Origin of the sequence: Methanobrevibacter sp. (assembly GCF_045586545.1) — an archaeon.
In the GTDB taxonomy this organism is placed as follows: Archaea; Methanobacteriota; Methanobacteria; order Methanobacteriales; family Methanobacteriaceae; genus Methanocatella.
The window spans coordinates 1-16808 of sequence record NZ_JAZNAN010000073.1 but is presented as its reverse complement, the minus strand read 5'-3'; the positions used below and the strand labels follow the sequence as shown (position 1 = coordinate 16808).

Here is a 16808-nt window from a genome sequence, read left to right as displayed (position 1 = left end):
TATAAGTAACTAAGAATTAATATGATATTAAGGGTTAGGTAGAAATTCTTTTACAAATTATATGTGGGTTTTGTTATGACTAGTTATATTAATCATCCTTTATTAAAAAAAGATGCTATTGAATCAAGATTATATCAACAGATTCTTGCAGGGGATGTATTAAAAAAAGGAAATACGATGGTTGTTGCACCTACTGCGTTAGGTAAGACAATCGTAGCTATTTTAGTTGCTGCCGATAGGTTGCATAAAGTAAAAAATTCTAAAGTATTGGTCTTAGCCCCTTCAAAACCCTTAGCAATACAGCATGAAGCTAGTTTTAAGGAATTCATAACCCTACCTTGCTCTTCATTGACAGGGGCTATAAAAACTGATGAAAGAATTAAAAGATGGGAAGAGTCCAGAATAATTTGCGCAACACCGCAAACCGTTGAATCAGATTTATTAAACGGACGTTATGATTTGAGCAATGTCTCATTGATTGTCTTTGATGAATGCCATCATGGTGTTGGATCTTATTCTTATGTTTATTTGGCTTCACGTTATGTCCAGGAATCCAAATTCAATTTAATATTAGGCCTTACCGCATCACCTGGTTCTGACAAATTTAAGATTAAAGAAGTTTGTGAAAACCTATACATTCAAAACATTGTTGTAAAAACAGAAGATGACGTGGATGTAAAGCCTTACTTTAATCCGGTTGAGATTGAATGGGTTAGAGTAAAGATGAGTTCAGAAATTGAAAAGATTAAAAAACATGTTGACAAGGCATTGAAAGTAAGACTTAAAGCTTTGAAGAACATGGGAGTTATAAAAACTGTTTCTGTTGGTAAAGTTGATATTCTGAAAGCTAGGGGTAGAATTCAAGGTGAAATTGCCCGTTCAACTAATCCAGATAAGGATCTCTTCCAGGCCATTTCAATATTGAGTGCCGTTATCAACATTCAGCATGCTCAGGAATTGATTGAAACTCAGGGAATACAAACTTTCAATAAGTATGTTGCAAGGCTACGTAAGAAAAAAACCAAAGCTGCGAAATCATTAATGTGGGATGATAACTTTGGCCGTGCTGTTAAATTAGCAAAAAATGCAGAGAAGAACGGTTGGGAACATCCAAAACTTAGGGAAATAACCAAAATTCTTAAAAAGGAATTGGGTGAAAGTGACGGCCAGACAAAACTTAAGACTTCCAGGTTCGATGATAAAAGCGATGAAAGCTCTTCAAAAATAATGGTATTTACACAATATCGTGATACCCTTGAGATGATTCATCAAAAATTGGAAAAAGAAGGAATAAAATCCGCTAAATTTTTCGGTCAAGCAACAAAAGATGGTGAAAAAGGTTTAACTCAAAAGGAACAAAAGGCAATAATCAAATCATTTAGAATGGGAGAGTATGATGTATTGTTGTCCACAAGTGTTGCTGAAGAGGGTATCGATATTCCTGCAGTTGATTTAGTTGTATTATATGAGCCAGTTCCATCCGAAGTTAGAATGATTCAAAGAAGAGGCAGGACAGGCCGTAAAAGAACAGGCCGTGTAAAGGTTTTAGTTACCAACGGAACAAGGGATGAAGCTTATTTCTGGTCATCTATCAGGAAAGAAGACAGGATGAAAAATCAACTCATTGATCCTGAGGTATTGGAAGAGCTGAACGCTTCTGCAATTGAGCGAATGGATAATGAAAAAAAGGTTAAGGTATTAGATAAACCGAAATCAAAAGGAAATAGACCAATTGTTTATGCAGATTCAAGAGAAGGCAATTCCAAGGTAATCAGATATCTAAATGAAATTGAAGTTGATGTAAAGATAAATTCCATGGCCGTAGGGGATTATCAGGTTAGTGATGAGGTAGCTATCGAGAGAAAAACAACTAAGGATTTTGTTGAATCCATCATGGATAAGAGACTATTCAAACAGGCACGTGAATTATCTGAAGAGTTTAAAAGGCCGGTAATTATTCTTGAAGGGGATGATTTGTATAATGGTGTCATCCATCCTAATGCGGTGAGAGGGTCTATTGCTGCTTTAGCGCTTGATTTTAGAATCAGCATTATCCCTACAAGAAACGCTCAAGATACGGCTTACATGATTAAAAGAATAGCTATCAGAGAGCAAAAAGGTGAAAAAATACCAATTCAGATTAGAACTGATAAAAAGCCGGTTAGCTTAATGGAACAGCAATTGTTTATTGTTGAATCATTGCCTAATATTGGGCCTGTTAATGCTAAGAATTTGTTGTCACACTTCGGTTCTGTTTCTAATGTTTTTAATGCTAGTGAAAGCGAACTTCAGGAAGTTGATGGAATCGGTAAAAAAACAGCAGAAAACATTAGAAAAGTAATTGAATCTAAATATTTGTATTTTGAAAAAGAGATTAAGGAAAAGAAACTTCTTTAGAAGTTTTCTTTCATGTACTCATAACTTTTTTTGATAGAATCGAAATCATTTACTTCAATGATATAGATGCCATCATAATTATTTTTCTTTAAATCATTGATGATGCCTTTAAAATCAATTGAGCCTTCACCTAATGCAAGGTGTGCATCATCATCACCAAAATTATCATGGGCATGTATGTGTTTAATCGAAGAAAAGTACATTGCATCCGGAGAGTATCCTGCATGGTTGGCATGACCGATGTCTAAAGTCATTGCCATGTCATAAGATAGGAGAGTATCATGTAATTTTTCTAAGTTTTGATAAATCATTCCCTCGAATGTTGGCATATTTTCAATTGCAGTTGAAACTCCTAAATCCTTACCATATTCCCCAAGTTCTCTGATTGATTCATTTGAAAATTCATAGACTTTATCTAAAAAATATTTGTTTGCTAAATATGGTGCAAGTCCAGGATGCACAACAACAGTTTCAGCATCGATTTTGTTTGCTAAATCAATTGAATCTTTAATTTGATTTATTGAGTTTAATCTGCTTTTATCTTGAAGGGCTGCAATATTAACATCCATAAACGGAGAGTGGATAGAGTATTTTAAATTAAAACTTTCCAACATTTCGGCATTGATGTTTTCAAATGGAAATTGGTGAACTAATTCTGTATATTCAAGTCCCAATCCTTCAATAAATTCTAAAGTGTCTTCTAATCCATATTCCAGTCCTGCAAGTGTAGATGCTCCAAGTTTCATAGTATCACATTTTTTGAACAGCCGTAATCTTCAATCCCATTTCAAGTGCTTCAATAATGAAATCGGATAATTCATTTCCTCTTTTGATTTTTATTTCACCTTTTTTGGAGGTGGTTGCTGTAAATAGGTATTCATTGTCAATTAAGATATCAAAGTTTTTTCTTCCGTTTTCTTTACCTAATTCAAGGATTAACTGCTTTTTAGTATGAAGAATATCTATTTCAAATGGAGTCTTATTAATTGGTTTTGCCTCAATAACTTCAACTCCCAAACTTATTCCGATGCTTTCTTCAATTTCTGCAATTCTCTTACCATTTTTGCCAATGATTTTTGGAACATAATCATCTGGTATGTAAATATTTGCCCTTTCAGGTGAGATGACTTCAACTTCAACATTCGCCTTTTTAGGCAGCAATTTTTTGATTTTTCTTAAGATTTCCTTTTCGGCAATTTTGTCAACGGAAGATTTGTATGATTCATTTTGTGAGCCTCCATTTACAAGATCCATATCCATTACAATGGTCTGCTCACCGTAAGTGTAGATTTCATTTTTAAGTTCGCCGGTTTCAAAGTCCCTTACTTCAATGACAGGTCTTGCAAGATCCGCCTCTTTCATCCCTGTTGGAACTTTAACAGTCATTTTTGTCTCATAGACGCTTGTAACTTTACCGTCTTCAATATAAATACTGGTATCAACAATTGAAGGGATTACGCCAAGCTCCACTCTTGAAGCGATTCTCTGAATTGCATCGATTGGTCTGGTTGCATGGACAACTCCAATCATTCCAACACCGGCCAATCTCATATCTGCAAAGATGCTAAAGTCAGTATTTTTTCTAAGCTCATCATAAATTGTGTAATCCGGCCTTACAAGCAACAGTACATCTGCGGTATTTTCCATACTTCCTTCAAGTGGGGAGTATTGTGTAATTTCGTCTGGAAGCTGCAAATCTCTTGGAGATTCCATTGTCTTTACAACTTTATTTAATTTTGATGAGTAGTATTTTGCAATGGCCTGTACAAAAGTACTTTTACCGGCTCCAGGAGAACCTGAAATCAATATTCCTTCAGCGTTAGTCCTGATTCTTTCAAGTAATTTATCGGATAGGTGATATTCATCTAAGCTGATATTGGCTACAGGCCTTACGATTGTAATTTCTAGAGCTTCAGAAAATGGAGGGTAAGCTATTGAAATTCTATATTCTCTGGATTGAACGACGAACGATCCTTCCTTTTCACTTTCCAAATAGGTTTTTGGGTCGCTTTTTGCCTTATCAAGTATCTCATCCACGATTTCCTTAAGCTCTCTGTGAGTGTAACGTTTTTCATTTAACACTACAAAATCGATGTGTCCGGGAGTTCCTTTTTTAGCCATCGGGACAACATTTTCTTTTAAGTGTATGGACATTGTAGTGTCATCAAAGAATTTTTCAATTGAAAGCGGCTTTTCCTTGTATTCCTGTTTGAAAAAGTAAACGGGAATTCCCTGTGACTTTGCAACTTCAGCCTGCACTTTATCGTTAGTTAAAAGAGTTCCCATTTCGCTTCTTGCAAGGTCTCGGATAATGCTGTCTATTTCACCATTTTTGGCATGTCGGATATCATAATTGGTTGGCCTTTTTCCTTTAAAGCTAACTGATAACTCTCCTTCATATTGGAGTTCCTGTAATTTTTGAAGCTCCTTTAGGCCACGGTGACCTTCAGACCTATTGTCATTAGCTTGATGTTCAAGTTCACAAACGACTGCTTCAGGTACAATAATTTCCGGATAATCTAGGTTTTCCTTTTCAATCAATTCGCTTACTGCACCTATAATGATGGCGCTTGTGTCAGGTATAATGCATTTCATTTTAATACACGTCTTCTGGGTTAACAATTCTTTCTAATACGACATCCAAATCTTCATCTTTTAAATCGTCAATGTTAATGTTATTGTCAGTATTCAATTTTCTAAAGAAGCATGAACGGTAGCCTTCGTGGCAAGCTGCACCGGTCTGTTCAATTTTTAAAATAATTGCATCCATATCACAGTCAACGTAGATTTCTTTAACTTCCTGAAAGTGGCCTGATGATTCTCCTTTAAACCATAACTGGTTTCTTGATGTGCTCCAGTAATGAGCCTTGCCGGTTTCGATGGTTTTTATCAATGCTTCCTTATTCATATTTGCCAACATTAATATTTCGTTGGTTTCTGCATCCTGTGCAATTGCAGTAATGACTTTAACGCCATTGATTTCATGTCTGAAGTTGATATTCATGTTATGCCTCTTTTAAGTAATCTATAATATTGTCAATGTCAACTAATTCTTGCTCTCCGCTAATCATGTCTTTAACGGTAACCTTGCCCTCGGCAAGGTCGTTAGCACCAATAATAATCATTTTTTCAACTTTAATCTTATCAGCATAGTTCATTAATTTCTTGAATTTTTTACCGTTTAAGTCAACATCGGTTTTAAATCCATTTTGCCTTAGGGTTTGTGTAATTTCATAAGCTTTAACTCTAACGTCAGCAGAAATTGGAGCTACATAAACATCCAAGTGTGAAGGCAATTCCTCTTTATCGGTGAGCTCTTCGATTGCATTCATCAATCTGTCAAAACCTAGTGCAAAACCGGTTGATTCTACTTCCTGGCCTCCAAAGAGTTTTACCAGGCTGTATGATCCTCCACCACAGATTTGTTTTTGCGCACCGAGTTCGGGAACATAAATTTCAAATACAATTCCAGTATAGTAATCAAGTCCTCTTGCAACACCTAAGTTTAATGTATAATTTTCAACTTGGAATGCTTCTAAAAGACTTATTAATTCTTTTAACTCTTCCAATGCTTCTTTTGGTTCTTCATATGGTGCAATTAACTCTTCAACATCTGTGATAATGGATTTGTCTCCAACAAGGTCAATTAATTTTAATAGAATTTGATTCAATTCATCATTGTCAATAACTGGTTCATCACCGCTTAATGATTCGATTAGTAAATCCTTATCGCCTTTGTCAATAACAACCATGATTTCCCTTTGAGTTTCATCTGAAATGTCAAAGTGTTCGAATAATCCTCTGATAATTCCCAAGTGGTTAATGTTAACGTCGGCTGTGGTAATGCCCAATGATTTGATTGCATCTGAACAGAGTGCAATTACTTCAGCTTCCCCTTGGGGGGTTTTTGCACCAATCAATTCACATCCAAATTGCCAAAATTGTCTGAATCTTCCCTTTTGAGGTCTTTCATATCTAAAGCAGCTGCCGTAGTAATATAATTTAATTGGTTTAACAGCTGTTTTTTCAAGTTCGTTTAAGTATAATCTAGCTACTGGAGCAGTAATTTCAGGTCTTAGGGTCAATTCTCTGTCAGATTTGTCTTTAAAATTGTATAATTGATTTACAATTTCGTCTCCAGATTTTGTTGTAAATAAGCTTAATTCTTCAAATAAAGGGGTTTTGATTTCTTGATAACCATAACTTTCAAATACTTTTCTTAAGGTACCTTCTGCTTGTTTTCTTTCACGCATTTCTTCAAATAAAAAGTCTCTTGTACCTCTTGGTCTTGTAAATTCCATTTTTACACTCCTTGTAAATAATATAGTATAATTTAACTATGTATGTACAAAGTTATATAATCTTTGTTAATCAATTAAATATTATATGAAAATTAAAGGTAGTACGAATATTGTAGGTCTGATAGGTCATCCTGTAGAGCATAGTTTCTCGCCACCAATGCACAATGCCGCATTTGAGGCATTAGGAATGGATTATGCTTATGTTGCTTTCGATGTTAATCCAAATGAATTAAAATCAGCTATTAGTGGGGCTAAATCACTAAATATTAAAGGATTCAACGTTACAATTCCACATAAAATTGGAGTAATTGAATTTTTAGATGAGATTGATGAAGTAGCAGGTTTAATAGGAGCAGTAAATACAATTGACTTTAAAGAGATGAAAGGTTACAATACCGATGGAATTGGTGCAGTTAAGGCAATTGAAGAGGTAACCAGCATTGAAAATAAAAATGTCATTGTTGCCGGTGCAGGCGGTGCATCAAGAGCTATTTCATTTTATATTGCAAAGTATGGTGCAGATACATTAACAGTTCTAAATAGGAATGTTGAAAAGGCACAAAACTTGGCTGGCGATGTTTTAGATTCAGGTTTGATGAATGAAGTTAAATACGCTTCTATTTCTGAGATTAATGAGTATCTATCTGATGGGGACATTTTAATTAATACAACTCCAGTTGGAATGCATCCGAATGTAAATGTTGATTCTATTGCAACTTCAGATGATATGCATGAGGATTTAGTCGTGTTTGATGCTGTCTACAATCCTAATGAGACTGTACTAATAAAGGAAGCTATCAAAGCTAATGCAAAACCAGTTTACGGAATCAAAATGCTGCTTTACCAAGGAGCAGAAAGCTTTAAAATATGGACTGGAGTAGATGCGCCTGTAGACGTGATGGAAAAGGCATTGAGAGAAACCCTTGATTTGTAGTGATATAATGGATTTGATGTTTGATATTTCTGGATTGGCACCTGATGAAGAGAAATTTAGCACATCTAAGGAAGATGTACTTAAATTTTTAAAGATGATTGGTGTCGATACTAGATTTATTTCTTATACTCCTCAAAAAATTTACATTAACAATTTGAGATTTTCGAAGTTTTCAAGAAAACGGGAAGCTACCTTTAATAAGCAATTCCATGAAATCGAGATTGTCAGATCCAAATTATTCCAGAAAATATGTTCAAAATCTTCTAAGCATTTGGCATTGGAAATTGAACCGAATTCCCGTATTTTAATGCCTGAAGATAATTTCATTGTTGAATTGCTGATGGAACCGTATACTCGTAAATATGGCGTTAAGCTAGTTCATGAGGGGGATTATGATTATATTGTCAACCCTTTGATTTTAGATGACCAGGTCAACGATATTTTTGAAGGAATTTTTTCAGGTGAAGGTTTAAATTATTCTAGACAATCAGATGAAATCTATCCATTGGTTGGTGTATCACTTGAGTGGATTAATTCATTTTTGGAAATGGACGGTCAAGAATTGATAGATAATAAAAATAAAAATGAATTAGCTAATTCATTTTCTGAATTTTTAAAAGATGTTGCTCCTCAATATAGGGAAAATGTTGTAAAAGCAGCTGAATTCATTGAAAAAAAGTTAGAAACTGAACAATGAAACCTGTTTATCAGTTTTCTTTTTCTCTTTTTTCTCTTCTGATTTTTCTTTAGCTTTTTCTTCTACTGTTTCTGGCTCTTCAATAATTTCTTCAGGGGGTTCTTCTACTGTTTCTGGCTCTTCAGTGACTTCTTCACTAAGAGTACTTTCTAAACCCGGAATTTCAAATGGCAGTGCATCATCTTGTGTCTCTTCGACTTCAGGAATTACATTCATCATCTGATTTTTAAGCTCTTCAGCACGTCTGTCACGCTCTTCAACTCTCATTTGAGCTTTTTGCTTTTCCATTTTGGTTACAACTTTTTTAGGGATTTTCTTTTTCCTGAATCGTTTGATTTCTGCATCTTCCAAATCTAAAAAGTCTGAAATCTCCCAGGCAAGTTCATCATTTTTAAACATTATCTCAAGATATGGGAACATTGAAATAGCTATTGAATGGGATATATGCATCTTTTTTGACATCTTCTCAGCAATATCGTCACGTAAATTACGTTTCCCACGGTTTCTACTCATTAAACCGAATATTGTTGGTGTCTGTATTTTGCTGAATTTTCTATAGGTTTCATGCTTGGAGCTGCTTACCCCTATTCCCATAAAGTCGCTTGCATATTTCCAATAACCATAATTTCTGCTGCTTTGAGCTCTTCCAAAGTTAATGTCGGCCTTTGAGATGTATTCATATGCTTTTTTTATTTCATCTTTTTTCTCATATTCTCTTGGAATGTTTTCCGCAATATATTCCATAACAAGTGTAGGGTCTTCTTCAACCCACAATGCCTCTTTTACATGTGATGGTGTTTTACTTTTCAAAACACCGGTGATTGCATTAAATATGTCTGAACGTGAATCTTTGGTAACTACATTTTCAACATCGCTCACGTCTAGCTTTTTATCTTTATCGGCAAGAGCTTGAAGTGTATTGATGGCAGATCTGACATCTCCCTGTGATTTTACTGCAATTTCTTTTAAAGCAGCAGGTTCCACTTCAACGCCTTCAGCTATTGAAATTTTTCTTAAAAGTGCAGAAATTGAATTCCATCTAGCTTTTTTCATTTTGATTACTGTGCACTTCGGTTTAATAGACTGCAAGCGTTTTGAATAAAAATCGTTAGCAATTAAAATCATTGGATGTTTGGAATTTTTAATTATCTCACCAATTGCTTTAACTCCTCCACGGTCGTTGCTTCCGTGAATTCCGTCAACTTCGTCAAGGATAATCAGTTTATACTCATCGCCAAATAGTGATCTTGATGATGAGGACTCTCCGATTGTGCTTTTGATAACATCCTGTGAACGCTTGTCACTTGCATTTAACTCGATATATTCGGAAAATTCCTTTGCGATAATCTGTGCGAGTGTAGTTTTTCCAATACCTGGCGGTCCAACTAAAAGCAATGGTATCTGTGGGTTGCTGTTCTTCCATGCATCAACCCAATCTGTGATTATCTTAATCTCTTTCTTATTACCGACTACCTGTGAGAGCTCTTGCGGTCGGTATTTGTCAGTCCATAACATTTCTATACCTTATAAGAATTTAGTGAGTAGTGCTTCAAGCTGTATTCTTGGATTTGACCCTTCTCTTATTCTAAAGTCGCATTCGGCTATTGCTTCAATCAAGTCCATGTAAATGCCTGCATCCATTTTTCCCTCAAGGACTCTTTTAGAAACGTCCTGATAAATTTGGGTAACCATATCTTCTCCACTGGTTCCCTGCAGCACCATGGTTTCTCTCAAGATGTTGCGTGCACCCATAAAGTCGCCCATCAGGGCTTTGTTAATCATATTTCCAATATCCTGTGGCTTTGCTTTGGAAACCACTTCATAAACTGCATCTTCTGTTATTGCTTCACCTTCGGAAGCGGCGGCCTGAAGGACATTCACTGCTTTTCTCATATCTCCTTCAGCAAAATAGATGATTGTTTCAAGGCCTTTGTCATCTGCTTCGAATCCTTCATTTTCACAGATGAACTGCAAACGTCCTTTGATTTCTTCTCCTTTTATCGGAGCGAATCTGAATATTGCACATCTTGATTGGATAGGGTCAATGATTTTTGAGGAATAGTTACATGAAAGTATAAATGAAGCGGTTTTGGTATACATTTCCATTTCACGACGAAGAGCATGTTGAGCGTCTTTTGTCATGTTGTCTACTTCGTCAAGGAAAATTATTCTAAATGGAGCGCCAACAGGTTTTAATCTACAGAAACTCTTAATGTCATTTCTTACAGTTTCGATTCCTCTTGCATCAGATGCATTCAATTCTAAAAAGTTATTTCTCCAGTATTCTCCAAGAATGGATTTTGCTAGTGCTAAGGCTGTGGTTGTTTTACCGACACCTGCAGGACCTGTAAACATTAAGTTAGGCATACTTTTTTCGCCTACATATTTTTCCAGTCTTGCTACGATTTGCTTTTGTCCTACGATGTCCTCTAGTTTTTGTGGTCTATATTTTTCTACCCATGGTCCGCTCATTTAATCACCATTTTTTTATAGTAACATTTATGTATGATGTTGTTAAATTATTTTTTGCTTAACTTTTATTAATGTATGAAATTAAATTAATATATAGTTAAAGTGAGCATTTGTTAAGTAATGTTTGCGAAAAAATAAGGTGTTAGAAATGAGAGGCACATGGAAACTTAAATTAAGAATGTGGATAACTTCCATTTTAATGTTTACAATTGTTTATATATTAGTTATGCTTGCGGGATGGTATTTAGGCGTAACCAATTACCTGATTTGGTTAGCTGCAAGTTTAATTATAGTATTTTTACAATATTGGTTTGGACCATCTCTCGTCAAACGTTCAATGAATGTAAGGCCGTTGTCCGAGGCAGAAGCGCCTCACATCCACCAGATGGTTCAGGAATTGGCTGACGCTGCGGGCATTCCAAAACCTGAAATCGGATTATCCGAAGTGAATATTCCAAATGCATTTGCTTATGGAAGATCAAAAAGAAGCGGACATATTGCGATAACCCGTCCTATTTTAGGCTTGCTTGACCGTGATGAACTAAGAGCAGTCATTGGTCATGAAATGGGCCACATAAAACATAATGACATGATTGTAACCTCTGCAGTAAGTGTAATTCCAATGATTTGTTATTACATTGCATTGTCATTCATGTTTTCAGGAGACAGCAGGAATGGCGGAACCATTATCATTGGAATTTTAGGATATGTATTCTATCTCATTGGCCAATTGCTGGTATTGTTTATTTCAAGAACAAGAGAATATTACGCTGATGAAGCTAGTGTAGAGTTTGGAAACAGGCCTGCCGCATTGGTATCCGCATTATATAAATTGTCATATGGTGCCGCAAGATGCAGCGACGAGACAATTGCTGATTACAACACAAATCGTGCATTCTTCGTCAATGATATAAATAATGCAAAACATGATGTCGTTGACTTTAAACAGATCGACTTTGATGGTGATGGAAGAATATCAGATGAAGAGTTGAGGAGGCTCGCTAATTCTGATGTAAAAATATCTAAGAAAAACGGGTTCATGGAACTATTGTCCACTCACCCGGATTCCTTAAAGAGAGTAAAAAGATTATCAGAACTTGAAAATTAGGTGTATAATATGAAGATGATTTTAGATGAACGTGGTAAGAAGTGTATTTTAAAACCTGGAGAAGAATTTCAAAGTGATTTGGGAATCATTAAGGCTGATGTATTGGATGCAGCTGAAATAGGAGATGAGGTTGAAAGCCACTCAGGCCACGCATTTAAAATCGTAAAACCGAATATCAATGACTTCATTGATGTAATGGAAAGACGCTGTTCAATTCTCATTAAAAAAGACATTGGACAGGTCTTATCCCACACAGGTCTAGGTGCGGGTTCAAGGGTAGTTGATGCCGGAACCGGTGCCGGTGCCATTGCACTTAACTTTGGTAATGTCGTCGGCGATGAGGGGGATGTTTTCACCTATGAAATCAGAGAGGACTTTGCAGAGATTGCCCAAAGAAACATCGACAACTTTGGAATAACCAACATCCATGTTAAAAATCAGAATATTAAAGAGGGAATCGATGAAGATAACATTGATTTGGTCTTTTTAGATTTGCCGAAACCATATGAAATATTTGAAGAGGTATTGGAGGCCTTAAATGTTGGAGGATACTTGGCAGTATATGCTCCATATGTCGATCAGGCTAAAATCTCTTATCGCGTTGCCAAAAAGCTAGGTTTTTATGATATTGAAATCATCGAGACTTTAGAGCGAGGGCTTGAAATTCGCCAGAATGGCGTTAGGCCAAAGACACGCATGGTTGGGCATAGTGGATATTTACTGTTTGCACGAAAATTATAACTAACTAGACCTTGAATATTTTTCAAAAATAAAAAATAGTTGGAATAATTAAGATTACTCCATAAATAATGCTGGTTTGTAAGGCATTGCATTTTTTGCCTTGTTTTGTGGGTCATATGAGTCATCGGTGTGTATGATAACTTCATTACCACATTCTTCTTTTATGTAGTCAAGCGCATCGGTTAGAATTTCTTCTTCATTTATTTTGCCGATGTATCTTGTTTTAGTTATCTCTTTACCGATTTTTTTGGCCACCATAGCTATTTCTTTTTTGTCATCATAGATGTTGGCTCCAATGGCTCTGCCCATAATCTGGCCGATATCAGGTTTTCCAACCTCATCAGCTATTTTGTACAAGTCCCATTTCCAGTCAGGGGCGAGGTAAATGTGGACCTTTTCAACATCGTCTCCAACCATCTGTTTAATGTGTGCGATATCTTTGATGATATTTTCCACTAACTCTTCTGATTTTTCAATTTCAATGCTCATTAGGCTTTCATCAGCTTCAGGCCAAGCGGCTTCACTTACAAAGCCTTTTCCACCATATGTGCTCCATAATTCTTCTGAAGTGTGTGGAGTAAATGGTGCTAAAAGCCTAATCCATGCTTCAAGGACAGTGGATAATACATAAATAACTGCAGGGTCTTTATCATCAATAATATGTTTCACACGATATAGGTAGTGGTCAACATCTTTTTTAAGCAAGAATAAGGAGTCTTGTAGAGCTTGTCTTGTCTGGAAGACTTCTAGAGCTTCAGTTGATTTTTTGATATGTTCGTTGAGTTGGCTAATCATCCATAAGTCAATGGTACGGGTCAGTTCAACTTCTTCGATATTGCTCAAATCTAATGGTGAACCTTTTACTTCTTCAACTTTAGCCGCAAATTCTCTAAACCATTCAAGTCTCCTTTTGGTTCCAAGAACTTCTTTTTCTCTCCAGTCGAAGTCTTGCCATGGTTCAGCTGATGCCATAAGGAAAAGCCTTACTACATCTGCTGTGTAATCTTTGATTGCATCTTTAAGTAAAATTACATTACCTTTTGAGGAAGACATTTTGTTTCCTTCTAAAAGACCCATTCCGAAGACTACTGTTCCTTTCGGCCATTTTTCTTCAGGATAAATTGCACTATGTGTAAACATTAAAAAGCTTAAGTGGTTTCCTACCAAATCTTTTGCAGATAATCTCCAATCGAGAGGATACCAATAGTTGAATTCGTCCTGGATTTCCTGAACCTTTTCAGCAGGCACGGTAATTTCGCCGGAATCTTTACCTAAAAGAACTTTATCAAAGAAAGCAAGGTTCAAATCATCAGGATCCATATCTTTTAAGTATTTTGCAATTGTATAGTAGGACATGTAAATAGTGGAATCGGTTAAAGGTTCGATTAACCATTGTTGGTCCCATGGAAGTCTGGTTCCAAGTCCTACTTTTCTGGAACATGCCCAATCATCCAACCAGTTAATGTAATATTCAAAGTTGCTTTTAAGTTCTTTTGGAATGATTGTTTCGCCTTCAAGAACTTGTAAGGTTTTTTCAGTCCATTCTTCATTGCCGTATTTCATGAACCATTGGTCATCCATGATTTTGACAACACAATTGTTACCGCATCTGCATACAACTGGTCTTTCAGCAAAGTCGTATATGATTGTAGCCATATTGTCTGCGATTAGTTTTTCTTTTAGCTCTTCACGGGCAAAACGGACTTTCATTCCACCAAAACCAGGAATTGATTCTATAATTGTACCTTTACTGTGTTGTTGCTTGTATAGCTCATTAGTAGCTTCATGTAATTTTTCATCGTTTTGGTCGGTAATTCCAAGCCTTTCAATAATGTCTGCTGCTGGAATTTCTCCATAGCCTTTAAGGGTACAGACAGGGATTGGATGAACATTTTCAACAATGCCTTCTAAATTGTATTTGGATATTAATTCTGCATTGTTTTTTAAGTCTTGAAGTGCAATGTAGTCTGCTGGTGCATCAGCAGGTTCGGAAAATACGACACCGCTTCCGTAGGATGCACTTACAAAGCTTGCTGGGAAAATTGGTATTTCATTTCCTAAAAATGGATTTGTAGCCATTTTTCCAATTAAGTCATTAGGGTCAATTTCTTCGATGATTTCCAAATCTTTAATTTGATTTTTTAAATTATAGTGAGCTTCTTTTGTAATGACCCATTTTTCGCCTTCAGCATTTACAAGTACATATTCTACATCAGGGTTTAACCAAATGTTAGTTGCTCCAACAATTGTTTCAGGTCTCAATGTTGCTGTAACAAGGATTTTGTCTTCAATAGGGAATTTTAAGAGAGTCAATTCGTTAACACCCACTCCTTCACCTTCAAGCAAATCGTGGTCTCCTACAGGGTTGTCACAGTTTGGACAGTATTTAACAGGGTGTTCGCCTTTTTCAACCAATCCTTTTTCATGTAAAGTGGTTATTTGCCATTCGATGAATTTTTTGTAAGTCGGATCGATTGTTCTAAATTCTCTTCTCCAATCAATGGAATAACCCATCTCTTCCATAACTTCATGGTATTCTGTTGAAAAGTATTTTACAATATATTCAGGGTCTTCCAATTTAGGTAAAGTTTCTTTAGGAACTCTATGGACTCTATGGTATAAATCAAGTGTCCATGGATCTTTTCTTTTAATCCTATCAGCTATTCCAATAACAGGCGCACCTGTTACGTGCCATGCCATTGGGAATAATACATTGTATCCTTCCATTCTTTTAAATCTTGCATAGACATCCGGTACGGTATATGTACGGCCGTGTCCTATATGCATTGCTCCACTAGGATATGGAAAAGCAACGGTAAGGTATAACTTTTCTCTCTCATCTGGGTTTGATTCAAATAATTTTGCTTCAGCCCATTTTTTCTGCCATTTCTTTTCAATATTTTCGCTCACTAAATCACCGTCTATAAGATTGTTTTTTGAGGACTTTCCGGAACTTTACTTTTGTGTTCGCTCCTTCCTATTTTATTAATTATCATATCAACGTCATCAACTGAAATATCTAATCTTTGAGCTATTTCAGTATTTTTCGTACCTTTTTCAGTATATAAATATAAAATTTGGTCAAGTAAATCATAACTCATTCCAATTTCTTCTTCATCAGTCTGGTTTGCCCAAAGTCCTGCTCGAGGAGGTTTATTGATGATTTCTTTTTGGATGTTTAAAGATTCACTTAATTTAAAGACTTCACTTTTGTATAAATCTCCAATCGGTTCCATATCACATGCACCATCTCCATGCTTTGTAAAATAACCAATTAGAATTTCGCTCTTATTACCAGTTCCACAAACTAGGTAATTTTTAGCGTTTGCATAATAATAAATGATTGACATTCTGATTCTAGCTTTAAGATTTCCTATTGCCAGATTATCTTCTTCAAGTTGTGTAACATCTAAAAATTCATTTAAAATGGAATCTATTTCTATTTCTTTGTATTCGATACCTAATCTTTGAGCTACTTCAATTCCATGAATTTTATCTTCAGGGGGTGTTGTAGCGGATGGTAAAGTGATTCCAAAGACTTTATCTTTCCCAACTGCTTCACAGGACAAATATGCTGATAATGTTGAGTCAATTCCGCCGCTTAGGCCAATGACAATTCCATCTGTTTTAGATTCATCGACTTTAGTTTTGATGAATTCAACAATGTCGAATCTTGTTTTTTCTAAGTCTATTTTTGGAATTTCACTAATGTTTTCACCAACTTTTATCATTTATACATAAACTAATATGTACTTATTAATTAATAAATTATATTATGAATGTGAAATTACTTTGTGAGAAATCGTTTTCTGATGATGATGAAAAAATTGTTGATAAGTTTGCTGAATTCCAAGAATCATTGATTGAGGCAGATGTAGAAACTTTAAATGAGATTCTTTTGGAAAATTTTGAATTTAGTCAGATTCCTGGAAAATTTCAAACTAAAGATGAATTTATCTTGCAGATAAGCGATGGGTCTTATGATTTTTCTAGTTGTGAAATTATGGACCCCACAATATTATTTGATGATGGCAATAATGCTTCTTTAATTGCCAAAGTCAGATTAACCGCTAAAGTCAACGGCAGAGAATTAAGATGGATTTCTAATACAGTAGCCAGTTTTGAAAAAATTGATGAAAATTGGCATCTTAGCAAGTG

Annotated in this window: 14 protein-coding genes; 6 read left to right on the top strand and 8 right to left on the bottom strand. The window is 35.5% G+C overall.

Annotation, left to right across the window (positions count from 1 at the left end; all coding sequences use genetic code 11):
* Positions 1 to 75: 75 nt before the first annotated feature.
* Entirely contained in the window at positions 76 to 2397 is a 2322-nt protein-coding gene (locus ACKI3D_RS05915) for a DEAD/DEAH box helicase (protein WP_407392881.1), read from the top strand.
* Here ACKI3D_RS05915 and ACKI3D_RS05910 read toward each other — a convergent pair.
* Genes ACKI3D_RS05910 through hisS form a run of 4 tightly spaced genes read right to left on the bottom strand, consistent with a single transcriptional unit; the run spans position 2394 to position 6698 of the window.
* Entirely contained in the window at positions 2394 to 3143 is a 750-nt protein-coding gene (locus ACKI3D_RS05910; protein WP_407392880.1) for a sugar phosphate isomerase/epimerase family protein, read from the bottom strand. The genes ACKI3D_RS05915 and ACKI3D_RS05910 overlap by 4 nt on opposite strands.
* A gap of 4 nt (positions 3144 to 3147) precedes the next feature.
* On the bottom strand, positions 3148 to 4992 hold the full coding sequence (locus ACKI3D_RS05905) for a PINc/VapC family ATPase (RefSeq protein WP_407392878.1): 1845 nt from the start codon (positions 4990 to 4992) through the stop codon (positions 3148 to 3150).
* Position 4993: 1 nt separating this feature from the next.
* A complete protein-coding gene (hisI, locus tag ACKI3D_RS05900; RefSeq protein ID WP_407392876.1) occupies positions 4994 to 5401 on the bottom strand; it encodes a phosphoribosyl-AMP cyclohydrolase in 408 nt (135 codons plus the stop codon).
* Position 5402: 1 nt separating this feature from the next.
* On the bottom strand, positions 5403 to 6698 hold the full coding sequence (gene hisS, locus ACKI3D_RS05895; protein WP_407392874.1) for a histidine--tRNA ligase: 1296 nt from the start codon (positions 6696 to 6698) through the stop codon (positions 5403 to 5405).
* 85 nt (positions 6699 to 6783) lie between these two features.
* Between hisS and ACKI3D_RS05890 the strand changes: the two genes are divergently transcribed.
* Positions 6784 to 7632: a shikimate dehydrogenase gene (locus ACKI3D_RS05890; RefSeq protein WP_407392872.1), complete on the top strand. Its 849-nt coding sequence runs from the start codon at positions 6784 to 6786 to the stop codon at positions 7630 to 7632.
* Between the two features lie 7 nt (positions 7633 to 7639).
* The gene (locus ACKI3D_RS05885; RefSeq protein WP_407392871.1) at positions 7640 to 8329 is read left to right on the top strand and encodes an ATPase; all 690 of its coding nucleotides are present in this window, start codon (positions 7640 to 7642) and stop codon (positions 8327 to 8329) included.
* Here ACKI3D_RS05885 and ACKI3D_RS05880 read toward each other — a convergent pair.
* Both ACKI3D_RS05880 and ACKI3D_RS05875 read right to left on the bottom strand, forming a co-directional pair.
* A complete protein-coding gene (locus ACKI3D_RS05880; protein WP_407392869.1) occupies positions 8312 to 9844 on the bottom strand; it encodes a replication factor C large subunit in 1533 nt (510 codons plus the stop codon). The two genes, ACKI3D_RS05885 and ACKI3D_RS05880, sit on opposite strands and share 18 nt — an antisense overlap.
* 9 nt (positions 9845 to 9853) lie before the next feature.
* A complete protein-coding gene (locus ACKI3D_RS05875) occupies positions 9854 to 10801 on the bottom strand; it encodes a replication factor C small subunit (protein ID WP_407392867.1) in 948 nt (315 codons plus the stop codon).
* A gap of 148 nt (positions 10802 to 10949) precedes the next feature.
* On the opposite strand from ACKI3D_RS05875, the gene ACKI3D_RS05870 reads away from it, so the two are divergent.
* A complete protein-coding gene (locus tag ACKI3D_RS05870) occupies positions 10950 to 11909 on the top strand; it encodes a M48 family metalloprotease (protein ID WP_407392865.1) in 960 nt (319 codons plus the stop codon).
* A 9-nt stretch (positions 11910 to 11918) separates the two neighbouring features.
* Positions 11919 to 12650: a tRNA (adenine-N1)-methyltransferase gene (locus ACKI3D_RS05865; RefSeq protein WP_407392863.1), complete on the top strand. Its 732-nt coding sequence runs from the start codon at positions 11919 to 11921 to the stop codon at positions 12648 to 12650.
* Between the two features lie 54 nt (positions 12651 to 12704).
* Here ACKI3D_RS05865 and leuS read toward each other — a convergent pair whose 3' ends face one another.
* Positions 12705 to 15560 (bottom strand): leucine--tRNA ligase, encoded by a 2856-nt coding sequence (gene leuS / locus ACKI3D_RS05860; RefSeq protein WP_407392861.1) that lies wholly within the window; start codon positions 15558 to 15560, stop codon positions 12705 to 12707.
* 11 nt (positions 15561 to 15571) lie between these two features.
* Complete coding sequence (locus ACKI3D_RS05855) at positions 15572 to 16360, bottom strand: NAD+ synthase (protein WP_407392906.1); 789 nt, start codon at positions 16358 to 16360, stop codon at positions 15572 to 15574.
* Between the two features lie 65 nt (positions 16361 to 16425).
* Between ACKI3D_RS05855 and ACKI3D_RS05850 the strand changes: the two genes are divergently transcribed.
* A partial coding sequence (locus tag ACKI3D_RS05850) for a nuclear transport factor 2 family protein (RefSeq protein ID WP_407392860.1) occupies positions 16426 to 16808 on the top strand: 383 nt, incomplete at its 3' end.

Excerpts from the sequence above, each read along its gene's own strand:
- ACKI3D_RS05905 (WP_407392878.1), bottom strand. The coding sequence starts at position 4,992 with ATGAAATGCATTATACCTGACACAAGCGCCATCATTATAGGTGCAGTA.
- ACKI3D_RS05875 (WP_407392867.1), bottom strand. The coding sequence starts at position 10,801 with ATGAGCGGACCATGGGTAGAAAAATATAGACCACAAAAACTAGAGGAC.
- ACKI3D_RS05890 (WP_407392872.1), top strand. The coding sequence starts at position 6,784 with ATGAAAATTAAAGGTAGTACGAATATTGTAGGTCTGATAGGTCATCCT.
- ACKI3D_RS05910 (WP_407392880.1), bottom strand. The coding sequence starts at position 3,143 with ATGAAACTTGGAGCATCTACACTTGCAGGACTGGAATATGGATTAGAA.
- ACKI3D_RS05880 (WP_407392869.1), bottom strand. The coding sequence starts at position 9,844 with ATGTTATGGACTGACAAATACCGACCGCAAGAGCTCTCACAGGTAGTC.
- ACKI3D_RS05865 (WP_407392863.1), top strand. The coding sequence starts at position 11,919 with ATGAAGATGATTTTAGATGAACGTGGTAAGAAGTGTATTTTAAAACCT.
- hisI (WP_407392876.1), bottom strand. The coding sequence starts at position 5,401 with ATGAATATCAACTTCAGACATGAAATCAATGGCGTTAAAGTCATTACT.
- hisS (WP_407392874.1), bottom strand. The coding sequence starts at position 6,698 with ATGGAATTTACAAGACCAAGAGGTACAAGAGACTTTTTATTTGAAGAA.
- ACKI3D_RS05915 (WP_407392881.1), top strand. The coding sequence starts at position 76 with ATGACTAGTTATATTAATCATCCTTTATTAAAAAAAGATGCTATTGAA.
- ACKI3D_RS05885 (WP_407392871.1), top strand. The coding sequence starts at position 7,640 with ATGGATTTGATGTTTGATATTTCTGGATTGGCACCTGATGAAGAGAAA.
- ACKI3D_RS05870 (WP_407392865.1), top strand. The coding sequence starts at position 10,950 with ATGAGAGGCACATGGAAACTTAAATTAAGAATGTGGATAACTTCCATT.